The following is a 19482-nucleotide window of genomic DNA, read 5'->3' on the forward strand; positions in this document are numbered from 1 at the left end:
CAGACTCCCGGCTCCCGTCCTGTGTATTGGTTCTGGTTTGTCGCATAGCGAGTCTTTCTCTCCAGACGAACACTTCCTCTACAGTTCCACCCGTTCATAACCGATAGAGGAGGCGAGAGCCTGTATCGGCGTATCACCGAAGGGACCCTCCACCATGCCAACGGCGAGCGAACTGGTCCAGTCCTGCACCACGGTCTTCACCTTGCCGGAGATATACATTCGCGTGCGGGATGTGGTGGACGATCCCGACTCGACCATGGACGATCTCGCCAATGTTCTCAAGTTGGACCCAGCTATTTCGGCCAGGGTGCTCCGCATCGTCAACAGCCCGCTGTATGGGTTTCCTAAACAGATCGACACGATCACTCGCGCCGTGACGCTTCTCGGCGTCCAGGCAATCAACGATCTCGTTACGGCGACCACTGTCGGCCGAACTTTTTCCGGGATGACGGTGCAACTCATGGACGTTCCTCAATTCTGGCGGAAAAGCGTGCTCTGCGCTCTGGTTGCGGGAAAGATCGCCAGATCGTGTGGTATCGCTGATAGCGAGCGCTTCTTTATCGAAGGCCTGTTGCGCGACATCGGCCACCTTGTCTTGTACGAAGCTGTGCCGCAGCGCGCCCAGTCTGCTCTCATCGAGGCGGGGTACCTTGAAACTTCCCTGGCTGAAGTGGAGCAGTCCAACATTGGGTGCGACTTTGCTGAAGTAGGGGCCGAACTCATTCGGTCATGGGGCATGCCCATGCAGATCGAACAGGCCATCCGTTGCCAGCTGAGTCCGAACGATGCCGGCGAGTTCATCATGCATGCTTCCGTCGTGCATCTAGCCGGTGTCGTTGCCGACTATGAAGAACTCGAGCCCAGCCGGCGCCCTGCCGCACCGCCGTTCAGCCCCCATGCTGTGACCGCCACTCGGTTCGTACCGGCCACCCTCCCTGTACTACTGGAAGAGGCTCACACACAACTGCAAGAGACGCTGGCGCTCATCCACCCCCTCGCCCTGGCGGCGTAGCTCCTCAGAACCTTCCTGTGATCAGACAACAATCTCCGATGTGGGATGTTTCCCGACCGGGGCAGCCTGCATAGGAAGGGTGAATGGAGTGTTGTGCCGACTTGACCGGCATCTTCAAGATGAGCGATCCTCTTGCCTCACTTTGTCCTCGTTGTCGATCTGACACATGTTTCTTACAGGAGCATCATGGACGACTTGTTGACCACTGTGTTTTCGTTGGAATGGCTCGCCGTCTATTGGGGAATCGGCCTGCTCTTTTTCGCAGTGGAATATTACTGGCCGTCGCGCGCACTCCTCTATCGTCGCGTGTTTCTATGGGATATTGGGGCGTTCATCACCTATCAGATCTTCTTCGTCGTCGCTACACAAGTGACGGATCGAATCCCATTTCCTGACTACTCACACTGGCGTTGGCAGGCGGTCCCATTCGGGTTCAAGCTGCTGGTGTTCCTGTTCGTCATGGACGGAATTGCCTACTGGATGCATCGGTTCTGGCATACATCGGGGGGGTGGCCGATCCATCGCTGGCACCATTCACCGACGGAACTGTACTGGCTGGCCGGTGTCCGGGCGAGCCTTCCGCAAGTGGCACTTGCCAACATCCCTTATCTGCTGGCGTTTCCCCTTCTCAAACCGGTGCCTGCCCTATTCTTTCCGCTCTATTCCTGTATGCTGATCCTGACGAATAACTGGATGCATATGAATGTGACGTGGCAATCGAAAAAGCTGGAGTGGTGCTTCGTCACGCCCCGCTACCATCGGGTGCATCACCTGAGACAAATGGGGAGAGCTGGGGGGAATTTCGGGGTCCTGTTGACCGTGTGGGATCGGCTGTTCGGCACCTATGTGGATCCCGACCAAGTAGAGACGACGGGGCCATACGGGATTTCTGAAGCGGTCCATCCAGTCCGCTTGGCCATCGGGATCTGACTAGAGGCTGCTGGCGCATCAGAACGACGATTGCTGAGGCCAAACAGTAGTTGCATGCAGCGTGGTCGAAACCTCGCGGGCGGTCTTTGCGACATCCAGATGGAGGCTGAGCTACAGTATGCCGGCCAGTCGATTCAGCCCCAATGTTGTCTGGGCAAAGAACAGCTGCAAGGCCTGGTAGTCCTGTGCATGCATCGGCTGATGACTCGTCGCCCGATCGCAGTAGATGAGTCCGATCGGTTTCGCGCCCACCCGCAACGGCGCAAGGATCGCCGATGTCGGTTGCCAGATCTCGAGAAAGTCCTGCTTCATGGTTCCAGGCGGTTGATCTGAAAAGTTTGGAACGAGCAGAGGATCGACCCGCTTGAGGACCGTCAGGAAAAACTGATGTTCCCGGCTGAGCGAACCGGACAGGGACCGGATGTAGGGGGCTAGTGGAGCCACCCCAAGCACCAGCCTTCCGACGAGCAGATCACTATCGCTTTGGTTCAGGAGTGCCAAACCCACGCGGTCAAATCCGGCGTCCTGGTGCAGAGAGGTGACGAAGGTGCCAAGTAAGGTGTTTAGGTCCTTTGCACTCTGCAGCGAGTCCTGAAAGGCTTGGAGTGTTTCAAGCGGCTTGGTCCGAATCGGAGCAGGAGGGGGGGCTTGTGTCGGAGCAACCCGTTGAGGAGGAGACGCTGGTTTCTCATCAGCCACCGAGTGGGTGGACTGGCGGCATGAGGGCGACTCGGTGACCTCCCGTGTTTCGTCTTTTGCTTCGGCGGCGGAGTCGAGTGACAACCCCATCGAGCGAATGAGCTGGCGTCCTCGGTCCATGGCACGAATCAGTAAATCCGCGAACTGCGCTGAAGTGAGCCCGCTTCCGAGAAGGAGTGTTCGTTTAGCTTCCTCGATGCCAGCCTGTGGTGCGGAGTTGGTCATGGCTTCGACCAGCCGGATGGAACCGACGACGATTCCCCTGTAGGTGGGGAACCCGCTTGGCCAACGTCCCATCACCGGTTCCCCGGGCCTGCTGAAGAGCTCGATGAGATCGTCCGGGAGTTTCCACATCCGAGCCAACGCTTGAGCCAAAGTCAGACGAGGTATGCCGAGGAGCTGAGTCTCTTGAAGCACGCATTCTGCCGGTAGCTTCGCCTTTCGAGAGGTGGCTTGGAGGGCTTCAAACAGGTCCGGATCCTGATACGCAATCGCCAAGTCTCCGATGGAGTAGAGAAGCGCCGCGGTAAACAACTGGCCCGGCTGAGGGTATTCGATCGCCATGCCCAGTTCGCACGCATAGGTTGCGGAGATGAGGGACTTGGCGATCAGCGTTCGAAACTCATGCTGACGAACTGGCCAGTGTCGCAGCTGCTCGACAAGGTGCGCGGCAGCCACGAGGGACCGAACGGTATCGAGCCCTAGCCAGCTGACCGCATGAGGGACCGAGACAATCGTCTGTTGCGGGCTGTAGGCGATGCTGTTTGCGACCTGCAGTACCTTGCATGTCAGTCCGTGATCGCGGCTGATCACCCGGGCGAGGCTCACGGCGTTGGAATGAGGCCCCATGTGACTCAGGATTTGCTGGCAAGTTGACTGTAGGATCGGAAGGCAGCGGCTGGACTCATCGAAGAGGGGCTTGAGATTTCGATGGAGGCGAGGACGAATAGAGTCGATCAAGGCCGATTCCGCGGCTATGCCTGACGAAATCATAGGAGTTCCTCGGTCGAACGTCTGAAGCTCTATCGGTTAGAACACCACCAAGCTTGAGGAGACGAGGCTCCTTCATTATCTTGCTCGATGTCCGTTTCGAGGCGCCGGGCCTCCGCAGCATCGTGTGGCCATTACCCGATAGTCAGGTCTTCGTGAGGGCTTCAGAAGACTCAGGGACGTGGCGTGAGGTGAGCTAGAGCTTTCCGTACGTCCGCTCGAAGAATTCTTTGGTGAGCCTCATATGCTGTTCGACGTCGGTCTGGAGATGCCGAGCGCCGGCCTCCCAGTCGTCTGTGGCATAGCCGACACGGCGGGCGAGAAAGATAAATTCATCGGAGTCAACGGGCGGGAGGACACGATCTTTCGCGTTGCCGCGGACCATGCGGAGGCCGTCGATGAGCATGCGGATGAAGAAATAGGCCTTGCGAAGATTCTCGCCATCCGGCCTCGTCACGATCCCACAGTCGACCAAGGCGGCCAGGGCCTGCATGGTGTTGGGGGTGCGTAGGACGGGGAGCCGATGGCCGTGCATGACTTGAAGGTACTGGACGGCATATTCGATATCGACGATGCCACCCGGACTATGTTTCAGGTTCACGGTGCCGCGCTCGACCAGTTGCTTCAGCTGCTGACGACGCAAGTCGAGGGCTCCGGGAAGATCCCAGGGATGGCCGCTGTAGACATAACTGTCGCGATGAGCTTCGACTCGTTTACCGAGAGCGGCATCGCCGGCCACATGCCGCAGTTTGATCAACGACTGGCGTTCGAATGCGGCGGCAAGGCCCTGCTCACTGTAGTAGTTGGAGATCTCGTCGAAGGGGTTGGTCAGAGAGCCTTTCCCACCATGGGGACGGAGGCGTACGTCCAGGTGAAAAATGCCTTCCTGTTTCGCCTCAATCCACTGCAAAAGTTCGTGCCCCAGCCGCTCAAAATATTCACTGTTCTCGATCGGCTGCTTGCCGCCGGTGCGCCCCGCGTCGCCGTACACAAACATCACTTCAATATCCGAGGCGTATCCGAGTTCCTTGCCGCCGAATTTGCCCAGGCCGAGAACGGTGAATGGACAGGGTTTCTTGTTCGGCAAACGCGGTGGGCCATAGAGTTTGTTCAATTTGGCTTGGCAGTCCTTCAAGCTCCGATCGACGATCACTTCGGCCAATTGGGTGAGTGCCGCGGAAAAATCAGGGAGAGCGGTGCCAGGCTCGACGATATGCTTCATATCGATGCGAAACAGCTCGCGATCTTTAAAGCTGTTCAGTGCCGCCTTCCTCTCCTCATCGGTTGCAGCCCGACTCACCAGACGATCAAGGTCCTTGCGAAGTGTCGCTCGTGGCGCAATAAGGGGCGCATCCCGATAGTCTTGCAGGAGAGGAAGGAGGTTGCTGTATTGGCGACGCAGAAAGTCTTCCCAGAGAAAATCGCTGGCGCCCAGCAGACGGGCGAGCAAGGGGAACGTCTTTTTGTCGCTGAGAAAGGCCAAGGCTTTCTGCAGGGCTTTCCCTTTCGCCTGTTGCACGGTGAGGTCAAGAAACTGGTCAAACGATTCCAGGGCTTTGGTCGGGTCGGGGGCCCAGGTAAGGGCGTGTGTGAACTGCTTAATGAGCACGGCCGTCAAGCGCAACTGCTGCTGATCTGCCGCATCGGTGAGCTTCTGGCCGTGGCGGTTGCGGACATAAAAGCGGTCATGAATCTTGCCATTCTCGACGTCAAATTGCGCTTTGGAAATGTACACGTTGCGCATCGCGAGGGCGTTGGCGAAGGCGTACAAAAAGGCCGGGGTATCGTCCGACCGGATGTCCATGACTGTATCGGTGGGGGATTGGCTGTTGTCGAACGTGATCTGGACCGGATTGAGCAGGCCGCTGAAGGATCCGCGCCGCTTGCCCAGCTGCTCGACCAGCCGCCGGTTCACCGCAAAGCGCGCTTCCGCGAACTGTCCCTTGTCGAGCAACATGATGACCGAGTGGAGTGAGTCTGCCAGGAGATTCTGTTGTTCAATCCCCAACTCCGCGCCTGATACCGGCAAGACGCGGAACACGTCGACAATCTTTTTTCTGCTCAAACTCGGGCTGCTCTTTGCGCGGACACGCGGTCCGTATCCTGTCCAATTCGTGCGAGCAGACTGCGGAGCGGCTTTGTCGGCAAACGTATAAATCTGTCCTTCTTCAATGTTCAAGCCGAACGCTGAAAGTAGGCCGCAAATAGTAGCGAATTCGGAGAAATAATCGTACGCGACGATCGTCACCTCAAACCGTTTATCCTGCTGTTCAGCAAAGGCAATTGTGCAGGGATGTTCCGAAGTCAGTTGTGCCGTCAATCGGATATGCTGAGCGATCGTCGTGGGATCGAACCGCCGGAAATACTCCTGATCCATGCGGGTGAAGAAATCTTGAAGAGCTTCTGGTACTACGTCAGGACACAATGGACGGACGGTATTGAAGATCGGCCCGAGGTCGGGAGAGCTGATCGGCATGGCCTTCAGTATACCCGAATGGGTTTCATTGTGCGTAGGGGAGAGTATAATGCCCCGCCATGACTCAATCATCCATTCCGTTTCCGCCGGCACAGGCTCAACCAACAATTCAGACGACTTCCTCCAAGCCGGATCCCAGGCCTGTCTTGCTCGCGACCAAGAGAAATGCCGAGGAAGTACGGGCCATTTTGTCGGCCTATGGTCTGCGCGACCCCGACCAGGCCGACCGCAACCTGAATGCAATGGCAGGCGACCCGACCCAACGCCGCCGGTTGGCCGACATCCTGCCGCTTTTGTTGGAATCAGTCTCCAGAACGGCCGACCCGGATCAGGCGCTGAACCATTGGGAGCGCATGCTGTCGCGTGTCGCCCGTACTGCCTTTCTCGACTATTTGCACAGCTGGCCGCGCATGCTCGATCTCCTCTGTGTCATTTTCGGCAATAGCGATGCCTTGACCTTCACCCTCGTTCGAGATCCGACGTTGGTGTATTGGCTGGCCGAGGAAGACGTGTTGTCCAGATCGCCTACGCGGAATGAGTTGGAGAGCGCGCTTCGCAAGAGCATCGGGCATCTGATGTCCGGCCAATTGAGGTTGGACGCGCTGCGCCGGTTTCGGCGGCGGGAAATGTTACGGATCGGTGTCCGGGATCTGCTCCGACTCGCCACGGTGCCTCAGACGACGGCGTCATTGTCCGATCTGGCCTGCCTGCTCATTCATGCGGCGTATGAAATTGTCGACGGCGATCTCAGACAACAGTATGGCATCCCGATGCACCGAAATCGGCAGGGACGATGGATGGAAACAAGATTCGCCGTGATCGGGATGGGCAAGCTCGGTGGCCATGAATTGAATTACAGCTCTGATGTCGATCTGCTCTATATCTATGAGTCCGATGACGGGGAAACCAGAGCCCCGGGAGGTAGGCGCGCCGCCAAGCCGGCCGGTGTCGGCATTTCCAATGAGGAATATTTTGAGATCCTTGCCCGAGAATTGACGAGAGTGTTGATTGAACCGACCAGGGAAGGGCATGTCTTTCGAGTCGATCTGCGTTTACGGGCGGAGGGGTCTGTCGGCCAGTTAGCACGCTCTCTCTCGGGTTATCGGCGATACTATCTCAGACGTGGACAAGTCTGGGAGCGATTGGCGCTCCTGAAGGCCTCGCCGGTAGCCGGTTCGACACGTGTCGGGAACGCATTTTTGGGCGTGGTGAAGCCATTTATTTTCGGGAAGCCTGGAACGAAGACGAGTTTCACCGAGGCGCTGCCGGTGGTCCACGAAGTGAGGATCGTCAAAGAGATGATCGACACGAAAATAGCAGACCGTGGGCACGAACGGCGTGATGTGAAGCTCGGAACAGGCGGTATCCGGGAGATAGAATTCCTCGTGCAGACGATTCAGGTGCTGGCTGGGAGGCGGGTTCCGGCACTCCTTGACCGCAGTACTCTTGGTGCATTGGATCGGTTCGCCCGTCGGAAACTGATTTCGGCGAAAGAACGGGATGAGCTGACCGCAGCGTACCTGTTTCTTCGGGATGTCGAGCATAAGCTCCAGATGGTCCAGGATCTCCAGACCCATGCCCTTCCGGAGAGCCGGATTGAACTCGAGCGATGTGCGGTTCGCTTGGGGTATGGGTCGGACGATCGGGATCAGGCGAGCGAACGGTTCCGTCAGGATCATCAGCGCCATACAGATATGGTCCACCGGATGTTCAGATCTTTGTTTTCTGATCCAGAATCCTCCTCTCTTCTCAAAGCGGCACTCTCCACAGCCGCGGGTAGCGCCTAACTTGGCATAGGGCAGCTGCTCCGACTCTGTCGAATGATCGCCGTTGTGACGCATTAACCTCGGGTTTATTCCACTGGTTGTCGCTGTACCGCTGAGATCAAGCATTTTCTAACCGCTCCATAGGGGCTCGTGATACCGGTAATTTCCCCTCTACGGCGCCATGTCGCCGATCAAATGATACTATTGATCTGAAACCCGTGAGGAGGCTCCTCTTTTCGACAAAGAGTCTAAAGTTTTTCAGTATTTATCCGACAAGTCGAGGAGAGCCATGCTCCGAACTTTTTGCCATATGTCGCCATATTTTGCACGCCAAGGTCGGGCTTGGCCCTTGAGCAAGCATTCGCCTCTTTGCTGAGTGCTTCCTATTTGAGGCCGGTAGGAAGGTTCGCACAAGCATGCCCATCACGACAGTTGAACCAGCCTGTTCCTCTGATGTGCTGACGAAAGTGTTGCTGGTAGAAGACAATGAGGCTGACGCCCGCCTGGCACGGGAATTCATTCAAGAGTCGCATCCCCACGGATTTTCCCTCGCGCATGTGACACGCCTCAGCGCGGCTATTCGCCGTTTGAGCGGCGATCAATTCGACGCCGTCCTGCTCGATCTCACATTGCTCGAAACTCATGGGCTGGATACCTTGCGTCCACTCCGGAGCTCATTCCCAAACCTACCGATCATTGTCCTGAGCGGTATGAGTGATGAAGCGCTTGCCATCGAAGCCATGCAACATGGAGCGCAGGACTACCTGATCAAAGGGCGAGTGGACGGCCATATCCTGGTTCGTTCGATTCGTTATGCGATCGAGCGGCAGCGTATCGAGCATCAGTTGGAATCGACGAACCGAAACCTTGAGCGCATGAATCACGAGCTTCTCGAAGCCAGAAATCACGCGCTCGATGCGGCTCGGGCCAAGGGGGAATTTCTGGCCAATATGAGCCATGAGATTAGAACTCCGATGAACGGCATCATCGGCATGGCCAACATGCTGTTGGACATGGGGTTGACTCCGGAACAACAGGAGTGTGCCAAGACGATCGAGATGTCCGCAGAGAACCTCATGATGATTCTCAACGACGTGCTGGAATTTTCGAAGCTCGATGCCAACAAGATGACCCTCGAGTGCATCGACTTCAACCTTCGAAAAACCGTCGACGATGTCTTACATCTCTTGAGCCATCAAGCCAGTGAAAAGGATCTTGAGCTGGTCGCGGTGGTGTCCGGCCTTGTGCCTGATGGATTCCGCGGTGATCCCGGGCGGCTCCGCCAGATTCTTATCAACCTTGTGGGAAACGCCATCAAGTTCACCGAGCGCGGAGAAGTGGTCGTACGGGTCGGCTTGGCACAGGAAGTCTGGAGCAAAAGCGTCTTACGCTTCGAAGTGGCCGATACCGGAATCGGGTTGACGGTAGAACAACAAACAGTCCTGTTCAAACCGTTTAGTCAGGCCGATACCTCCACCACGAGAAAGTACGGCGGCACGGGGCTCGGCTTGGCGATCTGCAAGAATCTTGTCCATCAAATGCAAGGGGAGATCGGGGTCGACAGCACGCCGGGAAAAGGCAGCCGATTCTGGTTCACAATCACTTTGGACGCAAAATCCAACGACGACTGTCCTCTGACGATTCCCCGTCGCGACCTCAAAGGGTTACGGGTTTGTATCGTAGACGACAATGACGCCTGCCGCTCCCTCTTGGGACATTTGACGGCGGTGTGGTCGATGAAGTCGCAAGCTGCGGAGTCCGGAACACAGGCGTTGGCCTGCATCGAGAAGGCCTATGCCAATGGCGATCCCTTCGACCTGGTGATTCTTGACGCCAAAATGCCAGGGATGAGCGGGTTCGAGCTCGCGAAACGGATCCGAGCCAATACGGCGTTTCGAAGCCTTCCCCTTGTGCTCCTGACGGCGTTCGGGGAACGGGGAGATGCGGCACGCGCGCATCAGTCTACGATTGCCGCATACCTACCGAAGCCGGTTCGTGAGGCGCAGCTCTATGAGTGTCTGTGTATGGTCATGGGTACGCGTCCAGGACTGGTGAGTGGAAGTCAGCCGGCGCTTCCCTTGATTACGGCACACAGCCTTGATGAACGCCGCGCGAGTGGGCGGACACGGATATTAGTTGTTGACGACAACGACATCACTCAAAAGGTGGCGGTTCGGCTCCTTGAGAAATTGGGGGGGAGGGTTGATGTCGTGTCGAACGGGCAGCGTGTGCTCGAGATCATCGGTCATCGACGGTACGATCTGGTGATGATGGACATCCAAATGCTCGACATGGATGGCCTTGGTGTGGCCAGAGCCATTCGCCGGCTGGAAGCGCAGCGTCTCGCCGATGCGACCCGTTCAATGGCGGAAAACGGCACACCATTTCTCAAACCTGGAGCGGCTCCGCGGTTGCCGATCATCGCCCTGACGACCAGCATGCAGCCTCAGGATCGAGAACGATTCATGGCGTCGGGGTTGGACGATGTCCTCAACAAGCCGCTCGTCGCGGAAGCAGTGTCCAACATGTTTGATCGGTGGATTCCTGGACATAGTACGGGAATCGGCGACTGTGGAGAATCCATGGGAAGGTCAGCCAATACATTGAATGAGCCGCAAAGGAGGCCCATATGAAACGAGTCCTGCTCGTAGAGGATAATCTCGGCGACGCCAGACTAGCCCAGGAAATGCTCTCCGAATCGCCGGATTTCGAGGTGGATGTGACCTGTGTCGGTCGTCTCAATCAGGCTGTCGACGTGATGACCAATGAGTCCTTCGATGTGGTGCTGCTCGATCTTTCGTTGCCGGACAGCGATAAGCTGGAAGGGCTTCAGCGATTGCAGCCGCTATCGAAGGAAGCGCCGATTATCGTTTTGACCGGATTGAACGACAAGGCGCAGGCGCTTGAGGCACTCAAGCATGGCGCGCAGGACTACCTGTTGAAGGGAACCATGAATTCGGAAGCGTTGGTACGAGTGATTCAGTACTCCATCGAACGGAGAGCGTCCGATGCACGCTACCGATCGCTGGTCGCGAACATTCCCGGCGTGGTGTATCGCTGTCATAGCGATAAGCGCGGGGCACTGCTGTTTGCGAGCCCTTCGTTCGAGACGTTGACCGGATATTCCATAGAAGAATTCATGGCGAAAGCGTCGGGTGGCTACTCGGACCTGATTCATTCGGATGATCGGGAACGCACGATGTGCATGTTGCTGGGAGCCGTGACCCGCAAACAACCATATTCCATCGAGTACAGGATCCGTCGAAAGGACGGCCAGATCCGCTGGATTTTCGACCGAGGTCAAGGTGTCGGACCGGCACGCGGGGCATTGCCGAATCGAGACGGCGTGCTGTTCGATATCACGGAGCAACATGCGATGGAAGAGAAGTTCAGCAAGGCCGATCAACAATTGAGGCAGGCGGAACAATTCGCCGCGATGGGGAACCTGGCCTGCGGGGTCGCGCATGATTTCAACAATCTGATTACCGCCATCAATGGGTTTGCCGATCTCGTCGTGCATGATTTGCCTGCGGATACCCGCGCGCACGGCCGTATGCTCCAGATTCGAAAAGCCGGCCAGCGGGCCATGGCGATTACACAGCACTTGCTCTCGCTCGGAAAGACGACGACGAAGGACCCTGTGCTTCTGGACATGAACCTGCTGTTGGCGGACATGGAGCGTATGATCCGGCTGGTCATCGGAGTACGCCGCGAAGTCACGATCGTTTCTGATCCGTTCCTGGGACGTGTGAGGGGCAATCCCAGAGAATTGGAACAGGCGTTGCTCATTCTGGCCATGAATATCATTCAAGGTCACGGTGAAGATGTGCATCTTCAGATCGAGACACGGACATGGAATATCGACGGGAAAGACGCGGAGGCGATGGGCTTTATCTGCCGCGGCCCGTTTACCGCCGTCATCATCCGCGCCGTCTCTCCGGAGTATCCCGCACCGGTGAACGCGGCCCCGCAATGTTTGGTGTTTCCAGAGAATGAGGCCGTCGGAGAAGACGAAGAGAGGTTCGGCATGGCGGCGGTCTTGAAGACGATCACGGAGCATCAGGGATATTGCTTCGTCTCCCAAGACGATATGGAGGTGAGCGAGTACACGCTTGTCTTTCCAGTTTCCCATATCGCCCAAGGTGTGATGACATTCAACCATACTGCCGAGTCGCCACGGCGATCCGGCTCTGAAACCGTGTTGGTCGTCGACGATGAAGATACTGTGCGAACGCTGATCCGTGAATTGCTCGAGGCAAACGGTTACCGCGTCCTGGACGCATGTGACGGATCCCAAGCCCTCCGTATGAGCGAACAGCACGAGGATAAAATCGATTTGCTCATTGTGGATGAGGTTATGCCGGGCTTGAGCGGTCACGAATTGACGGCCCAAATGGCCGAAGCGCACCCGCACCTGTGTACCTTACCGATGTCGACCGTCAAGCCCCAGTTCATGGTCGGGGAGAAGCCGTTCCTCATGAAGCCGTTCACCGAGGATATTTTGTTAAAGCGAGTCGGCGAGGCTCTACAGGACGGACCTATCGGCCATGCGGCTGCCTTGCAATCGTAACGGCAACACAGTCCGTTTCATCCGAGCCACTTGCCAATAGGTGGTCCTCACGGGTGGGGGTTCCATGTCTCGGTTCTTGGATATCGATAGCCGGGTATTGACGATTGGCTCCTTCCTGGGAATCGTCCTGGCCGTCTCCTTGCTTATTTCGATAGCCGTTCCGGCCTGGGAATTGGCATTCCCTTTCGTACATGCGGTTGCAGAAGGGTTGGGGTCCTTTCTCTCGATCATCGTTGCCTGGCATTCCTTTACCAACTACATAGCAAATCCAAGGGAGTCTCATCGGGTCTGGGTAGGTTTAGCGTTCCTGAATATGGGGGCCCTCTATGGATTGCATGCGCTCGTCCCTCTAGGGGACTTGTCGGTCTGGTTTCGGAGTTGTGCGACGTTTATCGGGGGCATGCTGTCGTTGCTTGTGTGGTTACCTGGTCAAGCGCATCGAAAGGTTTCAGTCGGATGGGCAGTGATCATCTGCATATTGTCATATCCTCTCCTCGGAATGCTTCTCCTCAGAAACCCACAGCTCGTACCACACATGGTCGATCAGCGGGCTATGACATGGATGACGACCGTGTTGACCGTCAGCGGCGGGATCGCGTTTTTTGGGAGTGCCGTTTGGTTTCTTCGCCACCTGAAGCATTCGTCTCACTGGGAACCTGTGCGGCAGGCATCCTGTTACGCATCCATCGGCATGTCGGAAATCTTCTTTACCTGGTCCACCGTATGGGATCCAATGTGGTGGTGGTGGCATGGTGTCAGGCTCTTCTCCTACGGGATTGTTGCCTACAGCGCGAAACTGGACTTTGAACAGGGGCTGGTGCGGCAGGCTAAGCACGATATGCAGATGGAAGAGAATGCTCGGTTTCGCGTGGTTGTTGAATCTGCCCCTTGCGGCATGTTGATGGTCGGTTCCAATGGCGCGCTATCGATGGTCAACCATCAGCTTGAAGTGTTGTTCGGATACGGCCGCAATGAGATGATTGGAAACCAAGTCGATACTCTCTTACCTGAACGATTCCGGACTACCCGACTCGGCACAGGAGACCTGAACGCGCACATCACCGATCCGGCCAGCGTGTGGCAGAGAACGGACCTGTTTGGATTGCGCAAGGATGGAACAGAGTTCCCGATCGACGTGGGGTTCAGTCATACCGAGCTCAGCTCGGGCAAACAGATGTTGGCGACGGTGGTGGATATCACAGAGCGGAAGCGTGCCGAGCAGCAGTTGGAGAGACAGACCGCAGAATTGAGTCGTTCCAACCATGAGCTGGAACAATTCGCCTATGTGGCGTCACACGACTTGCAAGAGCCGTTGCGGATGGTGTCGGGCTATTGCGGGCTTCTGGCCCGTCGATATAAGGGGAAGCTCGATCAGGACGCAGACGAGTTCATCCAGTTTGCCGTCGACGGGGCCAAACGCATGAAGGACTTGATCGACGATCTGCTGACATACTCGCGAGTCGGCCGGCGAGAGAAGCCTTTAGTCTTGGTCGATGCCGGAGAGAGCTTGCAGGCAGCTCTGGCCAATCTACAGCTCACCATCAACGAAACAAGAGCGTCGATTCATTGCGGGGAATTGCCGCGGGTGATGGCCGATCCGGTGCAGCTGACTCAAGTGTTTCAGAATCTGATCAGCAATGCCTTGAAGTTTTGTGGCGGCCGCTGTCCGGAGATTCATGTGTCGGCCAGACAGTCGGATGAGCGACAGGACTCGTCGCGGTGGGTATTCTCAATACAGGACAACGGGATCGGCTTCGAGCCACAATTCCAAGAACGGGTGTTCGAGATCTTTCAACGCTTGCACACCCGGGAGGAATACGAAGGAAACGGCATGGGGCTGGCGATCACGAAAAAAATCATCGAACGGTATGGGGGCAGTATCTGGGTGAAGTCAACTCCGGGGATAGGCACGACCTTCTTCATCGAATTACTCGGGTACGCATCGGAACGGGTCGACGCCGCTGCCTGAACATGAGGTGGTGAATGAACGAGTTTCTGTCTTGGTCCATCCCTTCCGGATTTCTCCCGCACGGTCAGTGCCTTCTCTGGGAGTCGGGCCTGCTCTGGCTACATGCGATCGCCGACAGTGTGATCGTCCTTGCCTACTACTCCATTCCGTTCATCCTCGCGTATTTTGTGAAGAAGCGCAGTGATTTGTCCTTTGGGTGGATACTTCACCTATTCAGCGCGTTCATTTTTGCCTGTGGAACCACGCATCTGATGTCTATATGGACCTTGTGGTGGCCCGCTTACTTTGTTGAGGGACTGACGAAAGTTGCGACGGCCGCTTTGTCCATCCTCACGGCGATTCTTCTGGTACGACTGGTGCCTCAGGCGCTCACATGGCCGAGCCCTGCCCAATTGGAAAAGGTGAATGAAGAATTGCGATTGGAGATCGCACAACGGCTTCGAGTGGAGGATGAGTTGCGCCACACCTCGGCAGAGTTACAAGCACTGATTGCAGTGCGGACGACCGAGTTGCGTGAAAACCAAGCGCAATTCAGGATATTGGCGGAAGTTGCTCCCGTCGGCATCTTCCACTGCGATAGGGACGGTCTCATCAAGTATGCCAACGAACGCGTGATCGAAATGATCGGCGTGACTTCACAGGAGGAAGTTCGAACGGGATGGGGGCACGCCCTGCATCCTGACGATCATGATCGGGTGCTCGCCGCATGGGCACACACGGTTGAAACCGGCCAACCGTTCCGATCTGAACACCGGTTTGTGCATCGTGACGAAAGTGTGAGCTGGGTACTCGGGCAAGCGTCCACGGTACCTGGCGAGGACGGAACAGTGATGGGTTTCGTCGGAACCCTGACGGACGTGACCGAGGATAAAGCAAAAGAAGAACAGTTTCGGCTCGTGGTGGAATCCGCGCCCTGCGGCATGCTGATGGTCAATTCGGAAGGGCGGATTACCCTGATCAACGCCCAAATCGAAGCGCTCTTTGGGTACGAGCGGAGCGAGTTGATCGGGAGTTCCGTTGAGCAGCTGATTCCGGGTCGGTTCCGGAGTGCCCATCCCGAGATGCGACAGACTTTCGGTCATGCTCCCAGCGTCCGCTCGATGGGCGTAGGGCGGGACTTGTTCGGACTACGCAAGGATAACACCGAATTTCCGGTCGAGGTCGGGCTCAATCCCATTCGAACCGAGGATGACGTGTTTGTCCTGGCGACAGTGGTGGATATTACAGAGCGGAAGCGCGCCGAACAGGAGCTTGAGCAACAGACGGCAGAATTGAGCCGCTCCAATCACGAGCTGGAACAGTTTGCCTATGTGGCGTCACATGATTTGCAGGAGCCGTTGCGTATGGTGTCGAGTTATTGCGGATTGTTGGCTCGCCGGTATAAAGGGAAGATCGATCAAGATGCCGATGAGTTCATCGACTTTGCCGTCGAAGGGGCCAAGCGCATGAAGACGCTGATCGACGACCTGCTGACGTACTCACGGGTTGGTCGGCGAGGTGAGGCCCCCGTTACCATTGATGCATCGAAAAGCGTTCGGACGGCGGTCGCCAATTTGCAAATTGCCATCAAGGAGGTCGGCGCAGTCATTCACTGCGACTCGCTGCCCACCGTGTTGGCTGATCCGAGTCAGCTTACTCAAATATTTCAGAATCTGATCGGTAACGCGCTTAAATTTAGCGGCGAACGGCCGCCGGTCATCCGCATCTCGGCATGCAGCACGCCAGGAGCCAAGGGCGCTGCTCAGTGGCGGTTTGCCGTTCAAGACAATGGGATCGGCTTCGACCAACAGTATTGCGAACGAGTGTTCGTCATATTTCAGCGATTGCATACACGGGGTGAGTATCCAGGAAACGGTATGGGACTGGCAATTGTCAAGAAGATCATCGAGCGTCATGGCGGCCGGATTTGGGCAGAATCGACGCCGGGAGTCGGTACCACATTCTTTTTTACACTGAGTGGTCCGGTGGCCGAACGGGCGGCGGTGGCATAATCTGAGGAAGGCGAGAGCCGACCTGACATTCTGTAACGGAAAGAGCTCACGTTCATGTTCACGTCGTTGCGGAGGAAATTATGGATCTTGAAAAGCGGGCTGCGGCTCCATCGGAACCGGAGTACGCGCAGGGCGGCACCAGAGTGCTTGATCGCCGGTCGATGCAACACCCGGAGAGGAGCGTCCGGTTGAAGCCCATTCCAACGAAGGGTCAGGAAGAAGGGATGATGAGCGAAGGAACAGGGTGCGCGATTGAAATTCTATTGGTGGAGGACAACATCGGCGATGTACGCCTGACGAAAGAGGCGTTATCAGAAGCGAAGGTTCCCAATCGCCTGCATGTGGCGCACGATGGCGTGGCGGCTCTGCAGTTTCTGCGAAAGGAACAACCGTATACTGAAAGCCCTCAGCCGGATCTCGTGCTCTTGGATCTCAATCTGCCTAAGAAAAGCGGATTTGAGGTGTTGGCACAAATGAAACAGGACCCGGCGCTCAGAACCATTCCTGTGATCATCTTGACCAGTTCGAACGCGGAAGGTGACGTGTTGAAAAGCTATGACAATCATGCCAATGCGTATGTCACCAAACCGGTTGACCTCGAGAAATATTTTACCATCGTCCAACGCATCGATGACTTTTGGCTCGCAACCGTCAGGCTCCTGGCAAGTCCTCCACGTTGAAAGCTGCCACTATCGGATGGGTGACCAGAACCCACTCCTCATGGTTTCGTTCGAATGTTCGATGTCGACGAGTCAATAAACACGAAAGGCCCGGCAGAATTCTGCCGGGCCTTTCGCGGCTGAGCCCAAAATGTTCGGTATCAGCTGTTTTGTGTCTGACGCTTAGTACATCCCCTCCATGCCGTGACTGTGTCCGCCAGGCGCGGCCGCTTCTTTCTTCTCCTCGGGGAGTTCGGTGATCATGACCTCCGTGGTGAGCATCAAGCCCGCCACGCTGGCGGCGTTCTGGAGCGCCGTCCGCGACACTTTGGTCGGGTCGATGATACCGGCCTTGATCATGTCGACATATTCATCCGTCGCGGCGTTGTAGCCACCGTTCACGTTCTTGTCTTCCCGAACCTTACCGACGACGACCGAAGCTTCCGCGCCGGCATTCGCGGCGATTTGCCGAACCGGCTCTTCGAGCGCACGCCGGACAATGTCGAGTCCGACTTTCTGCTCCATCGGAACATCCTTGAGTCCATCGAGCGCTTTAACGCAGCGGAGGTAGGCTGTGCCGCCGCCGGGGACGATTCCCTCTTCCACCGCCGCCTTCGTGGCGTGGAGGGCATCCTCGACGCGAGCCTTCTTCTCCTTCATCTCGGTCTCAGTCGCAGCCCCGACATTGATGACCGCGACGCCGCCCACGATCTTCGCCAGCCGTTCTTGCAGCTTCTCGCGATCGTAGTCGGATGTCGTTTCATCGATCTGGGCCTTGATCTGCTTGACCCGGCCTTCGATCTTCTTGGAATCGCCGTAGCCTTCCACGATCGTCGTATTATCCTTATCGATCGTGACGCGTTTGGCGCGCCCAAGGTCGGTCAGCTTGACGTTCTCGAGCTTGATGCCGATGTCTTCGGAAATCACCTGGCCACCTGTGAGGATGGCGATATCTTCCAGCATGGCCTTGCGGCGGTCGCCGAAGCCCGGTGCCTTCACAGCCGCGACGTTCAGGGTTCCGCGGAGCTTGTTGACGACGAGGGTCGCCAAGGCTTCCCCTTCGACTTCCTCAGCAAGGATGACGAGCGGTTTTCCCATTTTGGCTACTTGCTCGAGCAGCGGGAGCAGATCCTTCATGCTGCTGATCTTCTTCTCGTTGATCAAAATGAGCGGCTCTTCCACGGAGCATTCCATCCGCTCGGCATTGGTGACGAAATAGGGGGAAATATACCCGCGATCGAACTGCATACCTTCGACGACGTCCAGGGAGGTGGTCATCGACTTGGCTTCCTCCACCGTGATGACGCCGTCCTTGCCGACCTTTTCCATGGCTTCTGCGATCAAATCGCCGATGGTCTTGTCGTTGTTGGCCGAAATGGTGCCGACTTGGGAAATCTCGGTCTTGTTTTGACAGGGTTTGCTGAGCTTCTTGAGCTCGGCGGTGATGGCCTCGACGGCCTTATCGATCCCTCGCTTAATCTCCATCGGATTGGCGCCGGCGGTGATGTTCTTCGCACCTTCGCGGAAGATCGCTTGGGCCAACACAGTTGCCGTCGTCGTTCCGTCGCCGGCGGTGTCGCTGGTCTTGCTGGCTACTTCGCGGACCAACTGGGCTCCCATGTTTTCGTAAGGGTTCTTCAGCTCAACTTCTTTTGCGACTGTGACGCCGTCCTTGGTAATGGTCGGCGCGCCGAATTTCTTGTCCAAAATCGCATTCCGGCCCTTGGGGCCGAGAGTTGCTTTCACGGCGTCTGCGAGCTGGTTCACCCCTTTCAGGATGGCGGCTCGTGCTGTATCGCCGTACATAAGTTGCTTTGCCATTGGATTCCTCCTGTTATCGTGTTCTATTGTTTCGTCTGGGTTATTTGCGACTTGACCTTAGCTGGTGAAGATCCCCAGGATGTCTTCTTCCTTGAGGATCAAGCATTCTTCGTCCTCAATCCGAAGCTTGCTGCCCGAATACTTGTCGAAAAGGACTTGATCACCGACCTTGACGTTCTCCACTTTCTTGCCGACGGCCTGCACCACTCCCCGTTGGGGCTTTTCCTTTGCTGAATCAGGCACGTAAATTCCACCGGCGGTGCGTTCCAATTCCTCGGTGTACGTGACGAATACCCGTTCACCCAAGGGCTGGAATCCTTTGGCCACATTCTTCTTTTCCTTCTCGGCTGTACCCATAACAGAACCTCCTCCTGATGAAAGTTAACGCGTTAGGTGTTGACGGTTGAGAGTTGGGCTGAACTCGCTAATGACCCTAGAAGCCTATGACTCGATGGAGATAGGCCTTAGTTCATCCAAGTCAAGAGGGGACTCGAGGGATTTTTATAGCCCTGACATTCTCGCCGCTTAATTGAACCTTCCTACATCGTAACCTATTGTGAAACCGATATTCTAGGGTTTTTTGCGTGAGGGAGGAAGCG

Annotated in this window: 12 protein-coding genes; 8 read left to right on the forward strand and 4 right to left on the reverse strand. The window is 56.5% G+C overall.

From position 1 onward, the window contains the following. Window positions 1–154: 154 nt before the first annotated feature. Both H8K04_03595 and H8K04_03600 read left to right on the forward strand, forming a co-directional pair. Window positions 155–1012: an HDOD domain-containing protein gene (locus H8K04_03595; GenBank protein UVT16656.1), complete on the forward strand. Its 858-nt coding sequence runs from the start codon at window positions 155–157 to the stop codon at window positions 1010–1012. A gap of 186 nt (window positions 1013–1198) precedes the next feature. Next, window positions 1199–1942, forward strand: a complete 744-nt coding sequence (locus tag H8K04_03600; GenBank protein UVT16657.1) for a sterol desaturase family protein — start codon at window positions 1199–1201, stop codon at window positions 1940–1942. Between the two features lie 111 nt (window positions 1943–2053). Here H8K04_03600 and H8K04_03605 read toward each other — a convergent pair whose 3' ends face one another. Together H8K04_03605 and H8K04_03610 are read right to left on the reverse strand one after the other, a co-directional pair. Beyond that, window positions 2054–3634: an HDOD domain-containing protein gene (locus H8K04_03605; GenBank protein UVT16658.1), complete on the reverse strand. Its 1581-nt coding sequence runs from the start codon at window positions 3632–3634 to the stop codon at window positions 2054–2056. A 193-nt stretch (window positions 3635–3827) separates the two neighbouring features. Beyond that, window positions 3828–6107, reverse strand: coding sequence for a hypothetical protein (locus tag H8K04_03610; protein UVT16659.1), 2280 nt, complete (start codon window positions 6105–6107; stop codon window positions 3828–3830). 59 nt (window positions 6108–6166) lie between these two features. Between H8K04_03610 and H8K04_03615 the strand changes: the two genes are divergently transcribed. From H8K04_03615 to H8K04_03640, 6 genes are all read left to right on the forward strand, one after another. Beyond that, complete coding sequence (locus tag H8K04_03615) at window positions 6167–7894, forward strand: hypothetical protein (GenBank protein UVT16660.1); 1728 nt, start codon at window positions 6167–6169, stop codon at window positions 7892–7894. A 395-nt stretch (window positions 7895–8289) separates the two neighbouring features. Then, window positions 8290–10506: a response regulator gene (locus H8K04_03620; protein UVT16661.1), complete on the forward strand. Its 2217-nt coding sequence runs from the start codon at window positions 8290–8292 to the stop codon at window positions 10504–10506. Further along, window positions 10503–12443 (forward strand): response regulator, encoded by a 1941-nt coding sequence (locus H8K04_03625; GenBank protein ID UVT16662.1) that lies wholly within the window; start codon window positions 10503–10505, stop codon window positions 12441–12443. The genes H8K04_03620 and H8K04_03625 overlap by 4 nt, the downstream gene beginning before the upstream one ends. 838 nt (window positions 12444–13281) lie before the next feature. Next, window positions 13282–14412: a PAS domain S-box protein gene (locus tag H8K04_03630; GenBank protein ID UVT17848.1), complete on the forward strand. Its 1131-nt coding sequence runs from the start codon at window positions 13282–13284 to the stop codon at window positions 14410–14412. 14 nt (window positions 14413–14426) lie between these two features. After that, entirely contained in the window at window positions 14427–16403 is a 1977-nt protein-coding gene (locus H8K04_03635) for a PAS domain S-box protein (protein UVT16663.1), read from the forward strand. A gap of 224 nt (window positions 16404–16627) precedes the next feature. Next, on the forward strand, window positions 16628–17083 hold the full coding sequence (locus tag H8K04_03640; GenBank protein UVT17849.1) for a response regulator: 456 nt from the start codon (window positions 16628–16630) through the stop codon (window positions 17081–17083). 162 nt (window positions 17084–17245) lie between these two features. On the opposite strand, the gene groL is transcribed toward H8K04_03640, so the two are convergent. Together groL and H8K04_03650 are read right to left on the reverse strand one after the other, a co-directional pair. Then, window positions 17246–18883 (reverse strand): chaperonin GroEL, encoded by a 1638-nt coding sequence (gene groL / locus H8K04_03645; GenBank protein UVT16664.1) that lies wholly within the window; start codon window positions 18881–18883, stop codon window positions 17246–17248. 57 nt (window positions 18884–18940) lie between these two features. Further along, a complete protein-coding gene (locus tag H8K04_03650) occupies window positions 18941–19240 on the reverse strand; it encodes a co-chaperone GroES (protein UVT16665.1) in 300 nt (99 codons plus the stop codon). Between the last annotated feature and the right edge of the window lie 242 nt (window positions 19241–19482).

This window comes from Nitrospira sp., assembly GCA_024760525.1.
Lineage (GTDB): Bacteria > Nitrospirota > Nitrospiria > Nitrospirales > Nitrospiraceae > Nitrospira_D.

Coding starts and splice junctions, on each gene's coding strand:
- H8K04_03640 (UVT17849.1), top strand. CDS start 16,628: ATGATGAGCGAAGGAACAGGGTGCGCGATTGAAATTCTATTGGTGGAG.
- H8K04_03605 (UVT16658.1), bottom strand. CDS start 3,634: ATGATTTCGTCAGGCATAGCCGCGGAATCGGCCTTGATCGACTCTATT.
- H8K04_03600 (UVT16657.1), top strand. CDS start 1,199: ATGGACGACTTGTTGACCACTGTGTTTTCGTTGGAATGGCTCGCCGTC.
- H8K04_03650 (UVT16665.1), bottom strand. CDS start 19,240: ATGGGTACAGCCGAGAAGGAAAAGAAGAATGTGGCCAAAGGATTCCAG.
- H8K04_03610 (UVT16659.1), bottom strand. CDS start 6,107: ATGCCGATCAGCTCTCCCGACCTCGGGCCGATCTTCAATACCGTCCGT.
- H8K04_03635 (UVT16663.1), top strand. CDS start 14,427: ATGAACGAGTTTCTGTCTTGGTCCATCCCTTCCGGATTTCTCCCGCAC.
- groL (UVT16664.1), bottom strand. CDS start 18,883: ATGGCAAAGCAACTTATGTACGGCGATACAGCACGAGCCGCCATCCTG.
- H8K04_03615 (UVT16660.1), top strand. CDS start 6,167: ATGACTCAATCATCCATTCCGTTTCCGCCGGCACAGGCTCAACCAACA.
- H8K04_03625 (UVT16662.1), top strand. CDS start 10,503: ATGAAACGAGTCCTGCTCGTAGAGGATAATCTCGGCGACGCCAGACTA.
- H8K04_03595 (UVT16656.1), top strand. CDS start 155: ATGCCAACGGCGAGCGAACTGGTCCAGTCCTGCACCACGGTCTTCACC.
- H8K04_03630 (UVT17848.1), top strand. CDS start 13,282: ATGCAGATGGAAGAGAATGCTCGGTTTCGCGTGGTTGTTGAATCTGCC.
- H8K04_03620 (UVT16661.1), top strand. CDS start 8,290: ATGCCCATCACGACAGTTGAACCAGCCTGTTCCTCTGATGTGCTGACG.